This is a genomic window from Candidatus Kuenenia sp., from assembly GCF_039794105.1.
GTDB lineage: Bacteria > Planctomycetota > Brocadiia > Brocadiales > Brocadiaceae > Kuenenia.
This window is the reverse complement of record NZ_JBDIWA010000043.1, coordinates 1-20596: the sequence shown is the minus strand read 5'-3', so window position 1 is coordinate 20596 and position 20596 is coordinate 1. Positions and strand designations below refer to the sequence as shown.

The window sequence follows — 20596 nt, the reverse complement described above, 5'->3', positions numbered from 1 at the left end:
ATATGAATAACCCAATACTCGTTGTTGACGACTCCAAACACATACAAAGACAAATAGAAATATTTTTAAAACCTGAAGGGTACTCAGGATTACTCTTTGCCAATTCTGCACAGGAAGCATTTCATCTATTGGGTTTGGATGATGAAAACTCAAAAAATAGAAAATGTGAAATTGATTTAATCCTTATGGACATTAATATGCCTGGTACAAACGGCGTGGAAGCCTGCCGGAAAATAAATGCAACCAGTCATTTAAAGAATATTCCCATAATAATGATAACTGCGGAGGATACTGATGAAGGGCTAAAGCAGGCATTTGGCGCCGGTGCAATAGACTACATAAAAAAACCTTTAAATCCGGTAGAATTAATCGCGCGGGTATGTTCCGTACTGAGATTAAAAATAGAATTGGATAAACGCGAGAACAGAGAGAAAGAACTGTTTAAACTTGCGCAGGTGCTGGAAAAAACAAACCAAAAATTACAACTGGCAAATGAAAGGCTTCATCAGCTCTCGCGGACTGACAGTCTGACAGGACTCGCTAACAGGCGCTTTTTCGACGAAATGCTGCACAATGAATGGAGACGGTCGGTCAGATTGGCAAAGCCGTTATCCATACTGATGATTGACATTGATGTCTTCAAAAACTATAACGATACCTACGGACATCAGAAAGGCGATGAATGTCTTAAACGAGTATCAATGGCCCTCCTCAGCGCCCTGAAAAGAGAGTGCGACATAATTGCACGTTATGGCGGAGAGGAGTTCGTCGCCCTGCTTTCTGATACAGATGAAAGCGGTGCAGTTATGGTTGCAAAAGCAATGCAATCGAATATTGAGGCGATAAATATACCCCACAAAGGTTCCAATATCAGCGACAGAATCACCGTAAGCATTGGCATTTCAAGCGATGTTCCAAACGCCGCTTCGTCTCCAGAAAAGTTAATTTCCAAAGCAGACAAAGCGCTTTATCTTGCAAAATATGAAGGCCGTAATTTTATTAAATGGTAGATTATTATGAATTTTGAACTAAACGCAATAGTCATGCCCAACGGCGCTCTACAGTTGGAGTGGAATGAAGTAAAGGAACGGATAGACAAAAATCAACAACTGCTGCAAAATGAGATACACAGCCGTTTTAAAACCGATTTTAAATCCTTCCTTTTATTCCTTAGTTTTTCAGACCAATCAATCCCGCTCTCGCCATCCCTCGATTACTGGCGGTATTTCGCTTCTGAATTTTCAAATAAGCTGCGCCATATGCCCGATCTTGAAACTATCAGAAACAACATAGCCATTCCATTAGGGAAAGAAGATATTGCTGAGATGCTGATTCGCGCCCCCTTCATGACAGGCCTTGAGTACCTTAATGCCGAACTTCTTAAACTGTTTTGGCAGATGCTCAATGCACAATTTCAATACGAAATCAGTATTTACCAGGGAACGGTAGAGGATTTCATCCATACCTACAGCCCTGATTTACATCTTGTCGGTCGCATTTATTTTCATCTCGTTGAAAATAAACGGCAGGATTATCCCTTTGCTTTTCTCGCCACCTATTCCACGCAAGGCGATAAACAGGGCAAATCAAAACACCTCCCCTTAAAATACGCATTGACGGAATATGGGGGGAACAATGAAAAACTGCTGGACCTTCTTTCCACCGTACACCTTGCGGCAAAAGAAAGCGATCTGATCTCTCATCTCGTTGACTCCGGCGAACTGTTTCACCCACTGGCATGGGACGAAAAGGAAGCATACCGCTTTCTGAAGGAAATTCCCACGTATGAAAAATACGGCATCCTGTGCCGTATCCCCAACTGGTGGAAATCCGCATCCTCTCCGCTTAAGGTAAACATTCAGTTGGAGGGCAAAAAAGAGACCTTTCTTGGTATGGACTCACTACTCGATTTCAACGTCAGCCTGCTTCTTGGCGATACGCCCATTACCGAAGAGGAGGCAAGAAGGCTGCTGGCGGAAACCGACGGACTGGCATACATCAAGGGCAAATGGATTGCCGTTGACGCCGCAAAGCTTGAACAGGTTCTTCACGCCTACGAGAACGCCCGCAAACTGGCGGAAGACAAGCATTTCAGCCTGCGGGACGCACTAAGGCTGCAACTGAACCCGAACAATCTGCTTGGTTTGCCGGAAAATGACGACAATATTGAAGTATCAAACGGAAAGTGGCTGGAGCAGGTCATGGAAAAACTGGCAAACCATGACTTGATTCCCCCGGCAAGTTTAGACCATACCTTTAAGGCACAGCTCAGGCCCTATCAGGAAAAAGGGGTTGATTGGCTTTGTTTTCTGGATTCCCTGCGCTTCGGGGCATGCCTGGCTGATGATATGGGGCTTGGCAAGACTATACAAATACTGGCATTTCTGCATCTCCTGAAAAATAAAAAAAAGGGAAACGCCAGCCTGCTGATAATTCCCGCATCCCTGATTTCAAACTGGAGCAATGAAATAAACCGCTTTGCGCCCGGTCTGAACTATTTTGTCGCCCATCCGGAAGCACACAAAGATAAAAAAGTTGCGGTAAAAGACGAGGAATCGCTCAGCAAACTTGATCTTGTAATCACCACGTACACCCTTGTACAAAAGTATGAATGGCTGAAAACATATGTATGGCATTATGTAATACTGGACGAAGCACAGGCAATTAAAAATCCCGGCACAAAACAGACACGTAATATAAAAGCATTACAATCACAAAACAGAATTATTATTACTGGAACTCCCGTTGAAAACCGGTTGTCTGATCTGTGGTCATTGTTTGATTTTCTAAACCCCGGCCTGCTCGGAAACGCAAAAGAGTTCGGCGAATTTGCGGGCAGCGTTAAAAAGAATCACACCGGATACACCCGGTTAAAGAAGATCATCAGCCCGTATATTTTAAGAAGATTAAAGACCGACAAAACGGTCATTTCCGACCTGCCGGAAAAGGTTGAAATGTACACCTACGCCGGGTTAAGCAGAAAGCAGGTCGTCCTGTACCAAAACACCGTTAAAGAACTGTCAAAAAAACTTGAAGCAACAGAAGGCGTTCAGCGAAGGGGCCTCATTTTGGCGTCATTAATGAAATTTAAGCAGCTTTGCAACCACCCTGACCAGTTTCTTGGAACAGGCGGATATGAAGAGGCTGACAGCGGAAAATTTATGCGGCTGCGTGAAATTTGCGAAACGATCTATGAAAAGCGGGAGAAGGTACTAATCTTCACCCAATTTAAAGAAATAACCGGCCACCTGCACGCATTTTTGAAAACAATATTTGGACGCGAGGGACTGGTAATGCACGGGAGCGTCTCCGTTGGCATGAGGAAAAATATTGTAGAACAATTTCAGAACCGGGAGTATATTCCTTATATGGTATTGTCGCTAAAGGCTGGAGGCGTCGGGTTAAATCTGACAGAGGCAAATCACGTCATCCACTTCGACAGATGGTGGAATCCCGCCGTTGAGAACCAGGCGACAGACCGGGCGTTTCGCATCGGACAAAAGAAGAACGTTATCGTGCATAAATTCATAACGAAGGGAACTATTGAGGAAAAAATCAATGATATGCTGCGTGAAAAAACAAAATTAACGACAGACGTTATACAAGTCACCGGCGAATCCATGATAACAGAAATGGAAAATGAAGCGCTGGTTGACCTTTTCAAATTAACATTATAATGGAGGAAAGAGGCAATTATGAGTTACTGGGGATTCCCAAGATATGTTTCCGTTGGGGAAAAACAGCAGAGAGCAAAAAATACGTTAGAGCAGTTGAAGAAGAAAAACAAAGATATAAAGCCCGTGATACTGGCAGGTAATACACTTGCAAAAACGTGGTGGGGAAAGGCATGGAACAAAAATTTGGAAGGATACGCCGACTACAGCAACCGTATCGGAAGAGGAAGAAGCTACGTGCGCTGCGGCTCAGTACTTGACCTTAAGATACGCGAAGGCATGATAACATCGTTGGTACAGGGGTCAGATTCAAGCCCCTATTCCATAGAAATAACAATAAATACGCTTGAAAAAGGCATATGGGAAGAGGTAAAGGATTTTTGCAAGGGCAAGCTTGATTCGCTGCAGGAGCTTTTGATGGGAAAGTTCCCGAAAACATTAGACGAGCTGTTTACCACTCATGGAAAAGGGCTGTTCCCCTCTCCGAAAGAAATAAAATTTGACTGTAGCTGTCCCGACTGGGCAAGTATGTGCAAACACATTGCGGCTACCCTTTATGGGGTCGGGGCAAGGCTTGATGACGACCCGAATTTATTCTTCCTGCTCCGAAAGATAGAAATTGGCGACTTGATATCGGAAACGGTCAAAGACAAAACGGAAGAATTACTCACACGGGCAAAGAGAAAAAGTTCCCGAATCATTGAAGACCAGGATTTGTCATCCGTTTTTGGCATAGAGATGGATACCACGCCTGATACAAAAACAAAAGCAAAGGCGAAAACGAAAGGTAAAGATGTTGCGCAAAAGAAAGCAGGCGCTGCCGCAAAAACAAGCAAGGCCGGCACTAAAAAACCCGCCAAAAAATCTATAAACACAGGGGAAAAGAAGGCTACAATAAAACCGGCAAAGAAAACCGCAAAGGCAAAGACAGTGAAAAAACCGGTTCAAAAGTTTGTCAAAAAGACACCTGCCAAGAGCAAAAAAACCACTAAAAATACCATCAAAAAGAAATAACACTACAGCGGTAACACTTTAAATTTTTGAAAATTGATACACATATTTTCGCTCAACATGGGTGGCACGGACAAGCACAGCTTGTCCGTGATCGTGTGAAATGGGTTTACACTTGGTTTCCACACGGACAAACGAAGTTTGTCCGTGCCACCCAAAACTAAACTGCAATATGTTTTCAAAAAACTAAAGTGTTACCAATTTTCTGTTTTACATAACAGAATTTCCGGCCAGATATCCTGTGGAAAATGCTGCCTGAAGGTTAAATCCTCCTGTTGGGCCATCTACATCAAGCGCCTCCCCGGCGAGGTATAATCCCTTTATTAATTTAGATTCCATTGTTCGCGATTCAATTTCATTCAGGTCAATTCCGCCGCCGGTTATAATAGCTTCTTCAATCGGCCTGTGGGATGATAGGGTAAGGGACAGACCTTTCAGCTGGTCCAGTATCTTTTTTCTTTCTTTTGCCGTTATTTGGGAGGCCTTCTTCTTTTCGTCAATTCCGCATATATTCAGTAGTAAAGGAGAAAGTTTTTCAGGGACGAAATACGTAAGGCTTGTTTTTATTGCCTTACCCCCGTTAGCATTGATTTTTTTTACCAGTTGTGCGGTAAGTTCGGCAGGCGACATATTTGGTTTGAAATCGATACTTATTCGTACCGCACCGTTTCCATAATTTTTCATAATACGTTTGCTTATGGAGAGAATCGCCGGGCCGGATATCCCATAGTGAGTAAAAAGCGCTTCACCAAAATGTTGCGCGATTTTTCTGCCCTGCTGGCAGGCGGTAATCTGTGCGTTTTTAATCGGGGTTCCCTGCGCTTGTTTTACCCATGCATCCTCCGTTTCAAAGGCAATTATTGCGGGATACGTCTTGCAAATAGTATGGCCCAGTGAAGAGGCAAGTGCATAACCATCCCCCGTGCTACCGGTAGAAGGATAGCTCCGGCCGCCTGTTGCAATCAATACATTGCGCCCCGCTATAAATCCACCCTCTGTTTCCACACCAATCACCTGTTTATTTTTTTCTTTCACGCAGACTACGCGTGAATTTTTCTTAATGGTAATCCGATGGATGCGAAGATACGATAGCAGCGCGTCCAGAACTGATTCTGCCTTTTGGCTTTTTGGATATACACGCCCTTTGCTTTCTTCAATAGTTTCGACACCATAAGAGGAAAGAAATGACCGTAGTTTTTCAGGAGAGAATATGCCCAATGATGGACGCATAAATGGCCCCGCCTTTTCATACGCATCAAAAAAAGCGGCAAATGACGCTGTATTCGTCACATTGCACCGTCCGGAAGCGCAGAGGAGAAGTTTTTTGCCAGGATGGGCATTCTTTTCCAGAAGGATTACGCTTTTCCCTCTTTCTCCCGCCCGCCCGGCAGCCATCATCCCTGCAGGGCCGCCTCCAATTACAATAAAATCGTACACATCTGCCATATCGCAATTTCACACATATTTTTACAGAAATTTATCGCAAAAAACCTTTAACGACACAACCGGTATATCCCCTCTTCTTTTGCGATTTCAACAGCTTCTTCATATTCTTTAAGGGTAATACTGCGGTTAATCTCCTGATATTTATGGGCAGAACCGCAGGGACGATATTGATCCATTATATTGACATAGGTATTTGGAGAAACCTCCTGTGCCAGAAACCTCATTACCTTTCGTGTGCCAGCCAGGCCATTTGGCATTACAAGATGCCGGACAATAAGCCCTCTCTGCGCAATCCCCCTTTCGTCAGTAATAAGGTCACCCACCTGCCGGTGCATTTCCTTTATTGCCTCCATTGTTCTCTGTGGATAATCTCCCGCCATGCACAATGTGGCGGCAACATTACTATCAGAGAATTTAAAATCGGGCATATAAATATCAAACACCCCTTCCAGGAGTTTTAACGTGTCAACAGCATCATAACCGCCCGTATTGTAAACAAGAGGCGTCTTTAATCCTTCTTTTATGGCAAACGGAAGCGCCTCAAGTATTTGTGGCGTCACATGGGAAGGCGTTACAAAATTGATATTATGGCATCCTAAGTCCTGCAACTCATTCATCATCTTTGCAAAACGTTCAATTGATATTTCTCGTCCCTCTCCTAAATGACTTATCTCATAATTCTGGCAAAACACACATCTCAAATTACAGGAAGTGATGAATATTGTTCCAGATCCATGAATGCCAACAAGCGGCGGCTCTTCCCCAAAGTGAGGATGATAACTGCACACCTTTGGCAACCTGCCCACTTTGCATATGCCTAACGCGTTTTCAACCCTGTTTACCTTACACTTTCGCGGGCATAGCCGGCATTCTTTCAATAATGCATTCGCCGCCTCAATTCTTTTCAGGAGCTTCCCTGATTTATATAAATAAAGGTATCCCGGCACGAACATAATTTATCTCTCTTTTTAATCAATCGGAATTTATTTGTTGTTTGTTGATTTGTATACGTTTCACATGGAAATATTTTTATCCGCAGATTAAGGTAGAGTACAGATAAAAAACTTCTTTAATCTCCTGCTTGTTACCACCCTATGCACCCTGATTATTACACGAGACCAGAGAGAGCGTAGGAATGAGAAAATCTTCTTCTAATCTGTGGAAATCGTAACTATTCAGCGTAATCTATTAAACTACCGAAGCACAACTCGTTTCCAAATTCATGTTTGGGAACGTAATGGCACTGGAAACAACATTCGCGGGTTCAGGTTTGCAACCCAATGTCATTAAGTTAAGCAACCTGCCAGAAAAGTTCCCCTTAAAAAAGGGGGATAAAGGGGGTTGTTTTTAATCAAATATCCTTAACTTAATGACATTGGTTTGCAACCTGAACCTATGAGTTTATGCGTATAATGGGGCAATGTACTGCGGTAAAATTCCAATACCCAAATCCCAAAATCCCTATTTGGAATCTTGAATTTATTTGTCATTTGTTCTGTTAATAGAAGGCTGGATTGAAAGTATAAAACGTTTGGTTCAGGTTGCAAACCTGAACCCGCCTGGAAATGCATGGGATGGGAAAATGCTATTTGTCCGTAACAGTTTAGTTTTTTGAAAATTGGTGCACATATTTTCGCTCAACATGGGTGGCACGGACAAACAGAGTTTGTCCGTGCCACCCAAAACTAAAGTGTTACATTTATCCTGATTTTGAAAATTGTTTACTTACGATGAAACCTCAAAGAAAAAGCCTCCTCCGTTACGTGAACGTATCGTCATTTCTCCTACGCAATAAAAATATTTACCTGGTGGTAACTCGGATACACGCAGCCCAACATTATCCCCAACCCTTGAATAAGTGTCATCCAGTTTATGCAAAGCATACTTCATCGAAGGGTAAAAAACAACACTTCCCACAGAACCGTTTTTATCAACACGATAAAGTGACTTCCCCATAACCAGCGGATTATCCGTTTGAAAATCAATAATCCTCAGGGTATTCCCGTTAATTTTTGTCGGTGTGCCTTTCACGTAAAACCTTTTTTCTTTACTGGTACTTTCTGAATCATACTTTGCTTCATTTATTTTTACATAATCATCTTTCCCTACAAAAAATAATCCTCCGCCAGGGGGCACCTTCCACAGAGTAATATCATCCAGGGCAATTTCATCAATTACTTCAACCATAAATGAATAACTCAGCGGGACAAATTCAGGTTTTTTTGCCATTAATTGAATATTGCCGGGAGAATAAGTTACAGAAAAATTACCGGAAGTATCCGTTGTAGCCATATGTTTTGAGCCATTCGAAGTCACTTCAATATCAGCAAACGAAACCGGTTTCCCAAAACCATCAATAATCCTGCCACGCAGCGTTCCTGAATCGAACGTATAGCCATAGCTTGTTACCGCCTTTAAAACAATGAATACGCATACAATAAAAATAGGGAGCCTTCTTGACATAATCTGAAATCCTTTATGAATTAACAGCAAAATAGTACACAGATACAATGTAATTAATTTGTAACACATCATAACAAGAATTGTCAAATATTTAAAAAATGGTCCGGGGGCATTCGCTATCCGTTCATATTTATTAATGTGGAATACGGTACAGTCGGCAGTCTACAGTCTACAATCAGCAGTCGGCAGTCTACAATCGGCAGTCGGCAAATTGCTGATTGCCGATTGCCGATTGTAGACTGTAGACTGGGGACATGTATTTTACAAAAAGCTAAATTATTACAAAATAATTGATTTTTTTAAATTAAAAATTACAATGTAAAAATGAGAACATTTTAGTAGTTTCGCAATAAAATGACAATGATAGTGTTTTATTGCGGAGATACCTTGGAAGAAGATATTTTTTACTTTATGTATTGTCACTGGTATAATGCGTTAGAAATTATTTGGGTAAAGGGGAGGCAAATGTGAAACTTTCTGATGTATTAGCTAAAGAACATATAATTATTAATCTATATGGGATGAACAAATTTGAAGTGTTAGAAAAAATGGTGAAAGTAACAAAATCTTCCGCAAAAGTTGTAAATGAAGTAGATTTGCTGGAAAAAGTAATCTCACGGGAAAAGATTAAAAGTACGGGAATTGGAGGTGGGATTGGAATCCCTCATGCGCAAACACTAGGAGTTACTGATTTTATTGCGTGTTTAGGAATATCACAGGAGGGCATCGATTTTAATGCCCTTGATGAAAAACCCGTACATTTGGTTTTTCTGATCGCAACAAAGGAAAGAACAAATAATATATATCTGGAGCTTCTCAGCAGTATAGCAAGGTTATTTGTCGATGAAACATTTAAACAAAAAATAATTAAATCAAAATCTCCGGATGAAATAATGCAGCTTATAAGTGAAAAAGAAGAAGAAAATTAATGAAATGAGAACTTAAAATATAGAATCCCCGTATCTTCTGTTAAATATATATTTGTACAAAATTTATTATTATAAAATTAGGTGAGGATAAACCTTTACAAAATACTTTATCATTACAGCGGCATTTTTTGCAACGAATCCACCAATAATAAATAGAACCGCTAATAAACGCTAATATGAGTTTTTTTGTTAGCGTCCATTTGCATTTATTCTCGGTTAAATAGAACTGTCTAACGGATTTTACCCACACCTTATCCCTACAACGCCATTTGCCAAATTTAACACTATATATTGTGTATCTATTTCCAAAATATAAAATCCCAATGAAACATTCATGATATGGTGGCTCACTATAGTCGCCATGGTTGTCGTCCTCATTCGGATCATCCCTGGTCTCCGGGTCCTTTGAAAAAGATGAACTTATGAAAAGCTGGTTTCTGTTTATTGCTTTAACCATTGTGTTGACGAGTGTATCCTGTACAGAAAAAGCACACACTCTCGGAGTTCCCGGCTCGCCGCCCTTCGCTCAAACACTTCCCGACTTTTCATTGAATGACCCAAATGGAAATACGTTTACTAACGAGAGTATTTCCAAAGATGGCATAGTGCTGGTGGTGACGGCGCCTATTTTGAAGAATAAATCTGCCCAGGAAAAGTGGAATAAATATCTCTTAAAAGCCAAAGCGGGTTCCAAAGCCAAACTGGCCTTCATGGAAGACATGCAACCGAGCTTATTTAAGGGCGTGGCCATTAAGGGTATGAAGAAGGATTACAAGTTCGGCAAGGAGCCGATTCTCCTGATTGACAACGACGGAGAGATCCGCCGTGCCCTGAAAGTGCCTAAGGGAAAAACGATTATCCTGGTCTACGACCGTGACGGCAAACTCGTTCATTTAGAAGCTGGGAAACCTTCGGCGCAGGCCGCCGAGACGATGTGGAAAAAAGTGAAAGGTACCGACAAGAAAATCCAATAGTGTCTCGTCAATTATCAAGACGGGAGCATTCCCGATTTTTTGTAACTATTCACACCTGACTGTCGGCAGACAGCCACTGTATCACAACCATCCTGCTTGTGATATTTGGCGCTCAAGCTGGAAGCTTGAGTTACTATTACCCCCTTCAATTGCTTTTTTATAAAAAATTGGGAATGCCCCCTTATCAAGTGTCGGAAAGAGACGAGACACCAGTGTTATTTACTTTTTTTCAATACTACGTGAAATACTATGATTGTTTTGTCCATATATGCATAAAATTAACCATATTGTGATTTTACATCTTTTCTTCCCGCCATATTCAAGATTCATGGCAACTATTCAGCATAAACATTACACGACTCCCGGCGGGTTCAGGTTTGTAACCTGAACCTATGAGTTTATGCGTATAATGGGACTATGTACTGTGGTAAAATTCCAATGCCCAAATCACAAAATCCATGTTTGGAAGCTGGAATTTATTTGTCATTTGTTCTGTTCATAGAAGGCTGGATTGAAAGTATGAAACGTTTGGTTCAGGTTACAAACCTGAACCCGCGAATGTAGTTTCCCGTGCCATTACGTTCCCAAACATGAATTTGGAAACGAGTTGTGCTTCGGTAGTTTAATAGATTACGCTGAATAGTTACGATTCATGAAATAAGTTTTTTAATTAACAGAAATGCATCATCCGCTGTATCGACTAAATGTAAAATATCCAGGTCTTTCTTGTATATTGCGTGATTTTCCTTATAGATTATATTTTCTATCCAATCCAAAAGGGGCTTCCAGAATTGTTTATTTATGAGAATTATAGGGATGGGCTTACTTTTTTTCGTTTGAATCAGGGTTACCATTTCAAATAATTCGTCAAGCGTGCCAAATCCGCCGGGAAAAAAAATATAAATCTCAGAAGCAAAGGAGAGCATTAATTTTCTTACAAAAAAATAATTAAAATCGATGGATTCCTTCACATATTTATTTGTCTTCTGTTCATGGGGCAGTTTGATATTTATGCCTACAGACCTACCTCCAGCTTCATAGGCGCCTTTATTCGCTGCCTCCATCACGCCAGGCCCTCCTCCGGTAATCACCGCAAAACCCCTCTCTGCTAATTTGTAACCCAATCTTTGTGCATCCTTATAAACGTTATCATTAAAACCAAGACGTGAAGTTCCAAAAATACTTGCCGCAAGTTTATATTTTTTCAGAAATTCATACCCATTTACAAATTCACCAATAATTTTAAAAATCCGCCATGACGAAATCTCTTTGTCATGATCCTCCATAACCCCGGCAATTCTGTGGCCGGGTTTTATTTTAGATGCGCGTATTTTTGAATCCTGATTTTTTTTCTTTGGCATATAACATATTCCTTTCTTGAGATTTTACTTTGCCATATATAACCTTGTAAGTAAATTGATATTGAGTTTATTAAGCAACCACGAGGGTTGCCCCTACTGGGATAACCAATGCATTCTTCCTTTCAGAGAATTCACGACGAACTGTTTGTCGGATTTATAATATATATTATTACGTATTGCCAGATAATACAGAACAATAGTACAATATTATTTTGTTGGGGAAGAGGGGAATCTGATAGTCTTTAGCCAAACAAGTCTGATTTTAGAAATTTAGCGATAAAATGGCTTTCTGAAAAATAGATTTATTTGACCAAGCATACTATCAAACACTCCCTAAAGCTTCTCTTGATAGAGAGGCCTTGGGGTGTGTAAATTTTTCGAAAACCTTATTTGTTTGACTATATAAAGGAGGGGAATAAGAGATGGGAACAATCGATAATTTTAGAAACAGAAAGGGTTGGAATAAATTATTTGCGGGTCTGATTATGTTTATTATGTGGTATGTACTTTTCGGCAATCATAAATATGCCATTTATGGGAAAAAAGATGCTGCAACAAAGGAGACGCCAACCGTAAACGAAGAATACAAAAAGCCTGAACTGGAAGCTGAGACGCCCTAATTTTACAACGTATTCCGTTCACAATGCCCAACACAGTTCATTTTTCATTTTTTTTTCGTGGCCATGCCACGCTATCAAACACCCTTTATCTATTACTAAAAAACATGATACACAAATCAATAAAAAACATCGGTAAACTATTTATAGTTTTCTTTTGCACGGTTGTTTTAATCCATACTCCATGGAAAACCTGTATGGGTAAGGAGGTAAAAAATAATCAGGAAAAGGGACCATGGGATACATTATTGTTTCAAATAAAGGATGTATATGACGCTATGACAGATATGGATACAAGCAATATACCACTTAAAGATAAAATCAGGGGATGGGAAATTTTTTTAAATACTGATGCGGTACAGCTTGATAATCCGCACTCAGACGAAGACGATTCAATCCGCAAGAAAATAAAAGAAAGAATCGAATTCTGGAAGCATATTGAAACCCTTGCATTAGCGGATTTGCACGAAGAATCAAATAAACCTTCGGAAATGCGCGTTGTGGCAGATGCTCAATGGCAGAAAGAGATACTGGCAAATAAGTATTTTCTAAACGCAAAAAAATACATGGAAAAGGGCGATTATATTAACGCTGAAATCTGTTTTGAAAAACTCATGTCACTGGGGACAAGACTATCGCCCGACGTATATTATTTACGCAGCGCCATTCAGGTTGAAAGAGAGAAATATGAAGACGCTGTGCAGACGCTTAACGACTATTTGGGCCAAATAGGCAGTTCGTCTTATTATGAGGAATTGGCTTCTTTGTCCGCTGACGCACGGGAGAAAGAGGTGGAAAACCAGGGAAAAGAGGGAGATATCCTGAAAAGAGAAATTGAGGTCCGGATTGAAGATGCAAAAAATACCCTTAACGCTTACCGGAAACTGTTAGAACGCCGGGCAGAGGTTTATCGCAAGGAACTCGAATTGTTGTCCGACAGGGGTGAAGATATTTCCGGGGATGTAGTGATGGATTACGAAAAAGAAGAAATCTCCCTTAAACCGGAAGAAAAAAATAGAATCGAAGAAGCAAGAAAGATGTTAATTACGTATTTAAAGCAAGCTGAGAAAAAACCAAAGGCTTATCAGGAAGTATTGAATTTACTCATGAACCCCAATAAAAACTGAGGTAAAAAAACGAAGTACGAAGTACAATTTTAGATTTACGAATTACGATTTACGGTTTTAAATCATACCTCGTAATTCGTACTTCGCAAATCTAAAGATGAATCAAACGTCCCTCGCCATACACAGTAACGGGATAACTGGTCATATCAAATGGGTCTCCGTTCCAGCATACAAATGACGCCCATTTATCAGGTTCTAAAGAGCCTAATATTGTATCTATTCCCAGTATCCCTGCATTTTTTGCCGTGATGATTTCAATTGCCTGTTGTTTGCTTAATCCGAAACGAATAAACCAGCGCAGTTGCAAAAGAATCATTCTCTGCAATATTACGGGATGGTCTGACATGAGGCCGAACGATACGTTTGATTCCAAGAGGTATCGCACGTTTTTCCAGTTTTCGTGTTTTAACTCTACCTTATACGCCAGTGAATCCATTGGCCCGTAAATAACAGGTATATTTCTTTCCTTTAATTTATGAAATATATCGATTTTATGAACATCGCATGCATGGTCAATGGTAAACTTTATGGAATACTCCGGGTGTATTGCCTTGAATTCGTCCGCAAACCGCAGAAACGATTCGATATCGTCTGTCTTATGTATGTGTACCCTCAATACTATTTTCCCGCAGAGAATGTCACGCAGGATTTCATCTTCACGGGAAAAATCTATATCTTTCATTTCTGTGCCCTTCGCTATTTTTTCCATTTTTTTTATTACGGCATATACTTTTTCCCTGAAGAGGGCTAAAGCGCCCATGCGTGTATATGGACGTTTTCCCTTCCATTCACGTGTTGACATGGGATTGTATCCCAGCGCCGCTTTTATGCTAATTGGAGCTTCCCTGATGAGGGCGTTTGTGGTTGTGCTTCCATAGTTGCGGATAACCGCCGATCTCCCGCCAAGAATATTCCCGCTGCCTGGCAAAACACATGAATAAAGTATGCCTGCTTCTATTGAATCGGCGAAAGAGACATCATCCATTTGTACGGAATCAAGGGCGTTGGCAAGTGTTAAAAAGGTATCCATTTTCTCATTTGCTTCTTCTTCACTCGCAGGTTCTCCTGCCCTGCACATCCCTATGTGGCAATGGGGGTCAATAAATGCAGGGGTGATTACCGGATACTCGCCAAGTATTTCGCCCTGACGTGTATTTGAAACGTTAGCTACCGTATTGTGGTCAAAATTAATGAAAGCGTCTTTTATAACCTCTTTGCCGGTATAAATCATAGCGCCTTTCATCGAAAGCATTATTGTTTCTCCCTGATAATAAACGTGCCTTCCGGTGGTTGAAAAAGGATAGTTTTTACCCGCTCCTGCATCAGATTGCCAAACAACCTTGCTTGTTCATCAGTTGCTTTGCCGGAAAGCGTCAAAGGCATAAGTTTTTCCATGCGTTCATCCGCATGTACCAGCGCCGGGTCGTAAGCGATTTCAACTGTTTTCCCCGTGTCCTTTCGCTGGAATAACAATGTACACGTTGCTTTTGCATCTGTCTTTTGTTCAGGAGCAAACGACATCAAATTGTACCGTCCATATTTTCCGGTAGGGCCAAAGCCCTTAAAACCGCTCTCGGCGGCTGCGCCGGTTATCATGGATACAATCTGTGATATTGGCCCGTTTACATTTTCATCGACGCCGCCCATGATGGTCACACTTATATTTCCCCTTACCGGCGTCTCCTTGCCGTATAATGCCTTCAGCGCCAATTGGGTTGATTTGTATGCGCCGGCAACTGCAGGGCAGGAATGTCCCGCAAACTTTACCGCATCGGCATACGTAAAAACAAACGCCCCATCATTGTCCATTGCGCCCAGGATAATCGACAGCGGGTCTTTAAGCGTGATCGGTTCAGCGGAGTCAAAGAAATCCTGCGCAAATTTCGTTTGTCCTTCTGCGAATACCAAATCACCATTAAGCAACTTACACAAAGGGAGTAATAGCATAAAACAAAAGAAGACTCGTTTTGACAGCAGGGCGACAATATGTGATTTATTCATTGGTGTAAAATTCCTTTTTAATAATAACGTTAATGTAATTCTCTATTGAAGAAAATACGATAGTCATATAAAATGTTTCACTTGTGGTAAATTTTTTAATCTGTGTAATCTGTGGTTCCGCCTTTCGTATTTCATGCTTGATTGGTGCTGGCTATGCCAGTTTAGGAATATGTTAAGTAATATAGTTTTATGGCCTGTATGAAAAGTAAAAGAATAGAGGCTAGTTTATCTAAGAACAAAGATTTAGGCAAGTGCAATATGACAGAAAAGATCAGGATAGGCATTGTTCCTTATATGAACGCAAAGCCTTTGATATATGGACTTGAATGCCATAAGGATTCCGTAGAATTGTTATTTGAAGTGCCTTCGCTTTTGCCTGGCATGCTGAACAATGATCGTATTGATGTAGCCCTCATTCCTTCCATTGAATATTTCAGGAACGGGTGTTTTGCAATTATACCGCATATAGCAATCGCTTCCCACGGGGCGGTTGAAAGCGTTAAGATATTTTCTAAAGTACCGATTGCAAACATACAAACTGCGGCATTAGATACAAGTTCATTAACTTCCCGCGCACTTACAAGGATTATTTTGCATGGTCAATATCATCTTACGCCCGGCTACATGCAATTCAATGAACAGTACAACATTGCAGAAACAAGGGCCGATGCGGTTTTAATTATTGGCGATAACGCTATCAAGGCGGCAGACAATGGGTATGTTACCTTAGACCTTGGACAGGCATGGTATGAATATACAAGACTCCCTTTTGTTTATGCGGTCTGGGTGGTGAAACGGGGGAGAAAAATACCCGGGCTAAACGAATTACTGCTGAACTCAAAAAAACTGGGCATTCAGCACATAAAGGAAATTGCCATGTCTGAGGCAAAACGGCTTAATATATCATTCGAAACATGTCTGCATTATCTTACAAATGCTATTCAATACGATTTAGGCAAGGAGGAGATACAAGGGCTTAAGAAATTTTACCAGTGTGCGGTAACAATGGAATTAGCGCCCAAAGGAGAAAGGGTGATATTTAATGACACCTGATTCCTGCCCGGTAGATAGGCATCTGCAGGAAATACTTTTAAAACCGGCGCAAAATAAAAAAATAACCGCGGATGAAGGAGCACGTCTCTTTGAATATAAAGAGCTTCTCATGTTGGGAATTGCATCTGACGAGGTCTGTAAGAGAAAACATCCGGAAAACTTCCGTACCTACATTATTGACAGAAACATCAATTATACGAATATTTGCACATCGGGGTGTAAATTCTGCGCCTTTTATAAAAATATTGAACATAGTGATGGATATATCATTTCAAAAACGGCGCTTTATAAAAAAATAGAAGAAACTTTAGCATTAGGCGGGAAGCAGATACTCATGCAAGGGGGACTGCACCCAACGCTGAAGATAGATTTTTATACTGATTTATTACTCTCCATTAAGAAAAACTTCGATATACACATACACGCCTTTTCTCCTCCGGAGATAATGCATTTTTCCCATCTAAATACCCTGCCAATGCCGGAAGTGATACGTATATTAAAAGAGGCGGGGCTTGATTCCATCCCCGGCGGCGGCGCGGAAATATTGACAGACCGTTGCAGAAAAATCATCAGCCCAAATAAATGTTCTGCGCAGGAATGGCTGGACGTGATGCAATCTGCCCATGAGCAAGGCATGAAAACGACTGCTACAATGATGTTTGGCCATATCGAAACGACGGAAGAACGCATCGAACATTTTGAAAAAATCCGGCAGCTTCAGGATAAAACAGGCGGGTTTACTGCCTTTATCGCGTGGACATTTCAACCGAAAAACACACAATTGGAAAACGCGCTTTCCGGCAGTCATGATTATTTAAAAACCCTTGCCATTTCCCGGCTGTATCTTGACAACATTGAGAATATCCAGGCATCATGGGTCACACAAGGCGCTAAAATAGCGCAACTCTCTTTAAAATTCGGTGCGAATGACATGGGGAGCACAATGATTGAGGAAAATGTTGTGAAGGCAGCGGGAGTAAGTTATACCATGGAAAAAGAGGAAATTGAATTTTTGATAAACGACGCCGGCTACCAGGCGAAACAACGCGATTTATATTATACCCTGGTGTAAATCCATTATTTTCCGAATAAGATAGAGAATATCGAAATAGACCTGAGGAAGAAAAAAAGAAAATGAGTGTTTATGACGTTCTAAAACTTGAAGAAAGGATTAAAGAGCTTGAAAATAACGTCGCTAAACTCAGGCAGGTTGAAGAAAAGTTAAAGGAAAGCGAAAACAGTCTTGCCAACGCACAGAAAATTGCCCATCTGGGAAACTGGGAATGGGATATAGTGAATAATATATTGCATTGGTCAGATGAGATATATCGTTTATTCGGTCTGGTTCCGCAGTCGTTTGGCGCAACGTATGAGGCGTTCCTGAATTATGTACACCCCGGTGATAGGGAATTTGTAAAGGAATCTGTAAAAAATGCCCTCTATGAAAAGAAGCCGTATAGCATTGATCACCGTATAGTCTTACCGGACGGCGCAGAGCGGGTAGTCCATGAACAGGCGGAGGTCATTTTTGACGCTACAGGTAAGGCTATCCGGATGAACGGAACGGTTCATGATATTACGGAACGTAAGAAGGTGGAAGAAGAGATTAACCTCTTCCATACAATAACGACTGCAATTGCCGAAGCGGAGGATTTTCACACCGCCCTCAACGTGGTATTGCATAAAGTGTGTGAATCCACAGGCTGGGTATACGGTGAAGCATGGCTTTCTTCATCCGATGGCAAGCGCCTCGATTTTGACGAGGCGTGGTATGGTAATCATGAAGATCTTGACGGATTTGTAAAACAAAGCAAAACATTTAACTTTTTACCGGAAATAGGGATGCCCGGACGTGTATGGGCTTCAGGGAGACCGGAGTGGAGACACGATACAACGGTTGATGGAGACTTTCCACGCGCGAAGATTTGTGTGGAGTATGGTTTCAAAGCGGCAATGAGTATTCCCGTTATAGCCGATACCAAGGTTATTGCAGTACTGGTTTTCTTTGTACGAAAACAACAGAATGAAGACGAGCGACTAATCAAACTCGTGTCAGCGGTTGCTTTACAGTTAGGCGCCATTGTACAGAGAAAGAAGGCAGAAGAGGAATTGAGAAGGCTTTCCACGGTTATCGACCATAGCATCAATACCATATTTATTACGGACGTTAGAGGAACTATTGAATATGTAAACCCAATGTTTGTACAGGTAACAGGATATTCAAAGGAAGAAGCAATCGGACAGAACCCCCGCATCCTTACCTCCGGAGAGACTACCCATGCAGAATATGAGGAGTTGTGGAAAACTATTGCTGCAGGAAAAACATGGCGGGGGGTCTTTAAAAACAAGAAAAAGAACGGACAATACTACTGGGGTAACGGTGTGATTTCTCCCATAAGAAACGATAGAGGAAACATTACACACTTTCTTGCGGTGCAGGAAGATATCACGGAAAAGATGAAATCTGAAGAAAGGAGCAGATACCTTACCGCCTATGATGAACTGACAGGCTTGTACAACCGGGCATACTTCATGACGTTATTGAATGACTGGATATTGCCTGCTCAAAATAATAATAAAGCCGGTGTTATCCTTCTGGTTAATATTGATAAATTCAGACTAAATAATGACGCTTACGGGCACAGTGCTGGAGATAGATTACTGCATGGCATTGCAGGACTCCTGCAAAATACATTAGCGGAAATCGATTCCTTATCTATGAGAAATGACGCCGGACAGAGTTTTGTTGGACGCATGGGCGGGGATGAGTTTGCAATCTTCCTGCCTTTTAAAGGTGAAAAAGAAGGGATAGCGGCAGCCGAACATGTAAGGAAAAAGATCGAAAAATTCCGCGCGATTGAAATAACAGGTAATTTGACTGCAAGTATTGGCGTTGTTCTTTATCCAAGGCACGGAGTAACGATAAACGAACTTTTTACAAAGGCCGACGCCGCTGTTTACCTGGCTAAGGAGTTGGGGCAAAACAGAACACACCTTTATCATCCTGAAGATCGCATTTTAGAAAAGATGCATTCGCGGATACGGTGGAAGGAAGAAATTCAAAGAGCTATCGAAGAAGACCGTTTTGTTCCCTGGTTTCAACCAATACTCAATTTGAATAACAATGAAATACACCATTACGAGTCCCTTGTCAGAATGTGCACGCAGGATGGGAAAATAATATTTCCGTCATCGTTTATCGATGTGGCTGAAACGTTGGGTTTGATCCCGCTCATTGACCGCGTTGTTATAGAAAAGACAATAAAATTCCTGTCTAATCTCAACAAAAAAAGGGGGTTCCCGTCGTTCAGCATTAATCTTTCCGGAAAGGATTTTAGTGATGAAAGATTGTTTGAATACCTGAAAACTACAATATTGGAAACAAAGGTAGACACAAGACGTCTCATTTTTGAAATAACGGAGACGTCCGCCATTCGTGATTTAGACAGTGCGATAAAGTTTATTAAAGAATTGAGGGCAATCGGATGTGGCATTTCACTGGATGACTTCGGCGTGGGGTTTACCTCATTCAGGTATCTGAAAGAGCTGGAAGTCGATTATCTTAAAATAGACGGCTCATTTATAAAAAATCTCCATGGAGATTGCCATGACCAGCTTTTTGTAAAAGCAATTGCCGATGTAGCAAAAGGGATGAATATCAAAACCATTGCCGAATTTGTAGAGCATGAGGAAACAATGAACATTCTCAGGGAATTTGCTATTGATTATGCTCAGGGATATTTTATAGGAAAACCCTCCCCGGAAATCTTGTAACGGATAGGGGGGGTAACCGATGGGGTCATGTCAATAGGTTACAGGCTGTCCGAGAATGCAAGTTTTCACAAATTTGCTTATAATTATTAGGGTAACAGGGTTGCAATGGCGAAAATGGACGATATAATTATAAGTAAAAATGAGAACAACAAATCCAAACCACATC

Annotated in this window: 16 protein-coding genes; 10 read left to right on the top strand and 6 right to left on the bottom strand. The window is 41.2% G+C overall.

The window, feature by feature from the left end; all coding sequences use genetic code 11:
- Positions 1-2 precede the first annotated feature (2 nt).
- Genes ABJL82_RS15060 through ABJL82_RS15050 form a run of 3 tightly spaced genes read left to right on the top strand, consistent with a single transcriptional unit; the run spans position 3 to position 4688 of the window.
- Positions 3-1010, top strand: coding sequence for a diguanylate cyclase (locus tag ABJL82_RS15060; protein WP_347275528.1), 1008 nt, complete (start codon positions 3-5; stop codon positions 1008-1010).
- Positions 1011-1016: 6 nt separating this feature from the next.
- Positions 1017-3677: a DEAD/DEAH box helicase gene (locus tag ABJL82_RS15055; RefSeq protein WP_347275527.1), complete on the top strand. Its 2661-nt coding sequence runs from the start codon at positions 1017-1019 to the stop codon at positions 3675-3677.
- Between the two features lie 18 nt (positions 3678-3695).
- The gene (locus ABJL82_RS15050; RefSeq protein ID WP_347275526.1) at positions 3696-4688 is read left to right on the top strand and encodes a hypothetical protein; all 993 of its coding nucleotides are present in this window, start codon (positions 3696-3698) and stop codon (positions 4686-4688) included.
- A 207-nt stretch (positions 4689-4895) separates the two neighbouring features.
- Here ABJL82_RS15050 and ABJL82_RS15045 read toward each other — a convergent pair whose 3' ends face one another.
- From ABJL82_RS15045 to ABJL82_RS15035, 3 genes are all read right to left on the bottom strand, one after another.
- Positions 4896-6131, bottom strand: a complete 1236-nt coding sequence (locus ABJL82_RS15045; protein ID WP_347275525.1) for an NAD(P)/FAD-dependent oxidoreductase — start codon at positions 6129-6131, stop codon at positions 4896-4898.
- A 47-nt stretch (positions 6132-6178) separates the two neighbouring features.
- On the bottom strand, positions 6179-7084 hold the full coding sequence (locus ABJL82_RS15040) for a radical SAM protein (RefSeq protein WP_347275524.1): 906 nt from the start codon (positions 7082-7084) through the stop codon (positions 6179-6181).
- Positions 7085-7856: 772 nt separating this feature from the next.
- The gene (locus ABJL82_RS15035) at positions 7857-8594 is read right to left on the bottom strand and encodes a carboxypeptidase-like regulatory domain-containing protein (protein ID WP_347275523.1); all 738 of its coding nucleotides are present in this window, start codon (positions 8592-8594) and stop codon (positions 7857-7859) included.
- 467 nt (positions 8595-9061) lie between these two features.
- Between ABJL82_RS15035 and ABJL82_RS15030 the strand changes: the two genes are divergently transcribed.
- Positions 9062-9523 carry a PTS sugar transporter subunit IIA gene (locus ABJL82_RS15030; protein WP_347275522.1) on the top strand — a complete coding sequence of 154 codons (462 nt, stop codon included), beginning with the start codon at positions 9062-9064 and terminating at the stop codon, positions 9521-9523.
- 422 nt (positions 9524-9945) lie between these two features.
- The gene (locus ABJL82_RS15025; RefSeq protein ID WP_347275520.1) at positions 9946-10497 is read left to right on the top strand and encodes a hypothetical protein; all 552 of its coding nucleotides are present in this window, start codon (positions 9946-9948) and stop codon (positions 10495-10497) included.
- Positions 10498-11147: 650 nt separating this feature from the next.
- Here the strand turns inward: ABJL82_RS15025 and ABJL82_RS15020 are convergent.
- Positions 11148-11858, bottom strand: coding sequence for a TIGR00730 family Rossman fold protein (locus ABJL82_RS15020; RefSeq protein ID WP_347275519.1), 711 nt, complete (start codon positions 11856-11858; stop codon positions 11148-11150).
- A 422-nt stretch (positions 11859-12280) separates the two neighbouring features.
- Between ABJL82_RS15020 and ABJL82_RS15015 the strand changes: the two genes are divergently transcribed.
- The gene (locus tag ABJL82_RS15015; RefSeq protein ID WP_347275518.1) at positions 12281-12478 is read left to right on the top strand and encodes a hypothetical protein; all 198 of its coding nucleotides are present in this window, start codon (positions 12281-12283) and stop codon (positions 12476-12478) included.
- Between the two features lie 194 nt (positions 12479-12672).
- Entirely contained in the window at positions 12673-13602 is a 930-nt protein-coding gene (locus ABJL82_RS15010) for a hypothetical protein (protein WP_347275517.1), read from the top strand.
- A 91-nt stretch (positions 13603-13693) separates the two neighbouring features.
- On the opposite strand, the gene ABJL82_RS15005 is transcribed toward ABJL82_RS15010, so the two are convergent.
- The gene (locus tag ABJL82_RS15005) at positions 13694-14854 is read right to left on the bottom strand and encodes an amidohydrolase family protein (protein WP_347275516.1); all 1161 of its coding nucleotides are present in this window, start codon (positions 14852-14854) and stop codon (positions 13694-13696) included.
- On the bottom strand, positions 14854-15603 hold the full coding sequence (locus ABJL82_RS15000; RefSeq protein WP_347275515.1) for a hypothetical protein: 750 nt from the start codon (positions 15601-15603) through the stop codon (positions 14854-14856). The genes ABJL82_RS15005 and ABJL82_RS15000 overlap by 1 nt, the downstream gene beginning before the upstream one ends.
- Before the next feature lie 258 nt (positions 15604-15861).
- On the opposite strand from ABJL82_RS15000, the gene ABJL82_RS14995 reads away from it, so the two are divergent.
- The 3 genes from ABJL82_RS14995 to ABJL82_RS14985 all read left to right on the top strand — a co-directional run bounded on the left by ABJL82_RS14995 (position 15862) and on the right by ABJL82_RS14985 (position 20430).
- Positions 15862-16656: a menaquinone biosynthesis protein gene (locus ABJL82_RS14995; RefSeq protein WP_347275514.1), complete on the top strand. Its 795-nt coding sequence runs from the start codon at positions 15862-15864 to the stop codon at positions 16654-16656.
- Entirely contained in the window at positions 16646-17728 is a 1083-nt protein-coding gene (gene mqnC / locus ABJL82_RS14990; RefSeq protein WP_347275513.1) for a cyclic dehypoxanthinyl futalosine synthase, read from the top strand. The genes ABJL82_RS14995 and mqnC overlap by 11 nt, the downstream gene beginning before the upstream one ends.
- A gap of 62 nt (positions 17729-17790) precedes the next feature.
- On the top strand, positions 17791-20430 hold the full coding sequence (locus ABJL82_RS14985; protein WP_347275512.1) for an EAL domain-containing protein: 2640 nt from the start codon (positions 17791-17793) through the stop codon (positions 20428-20430).
- The last annotated feature ends 166 nt before the right edge of the window (positions 20431-20596 follow it).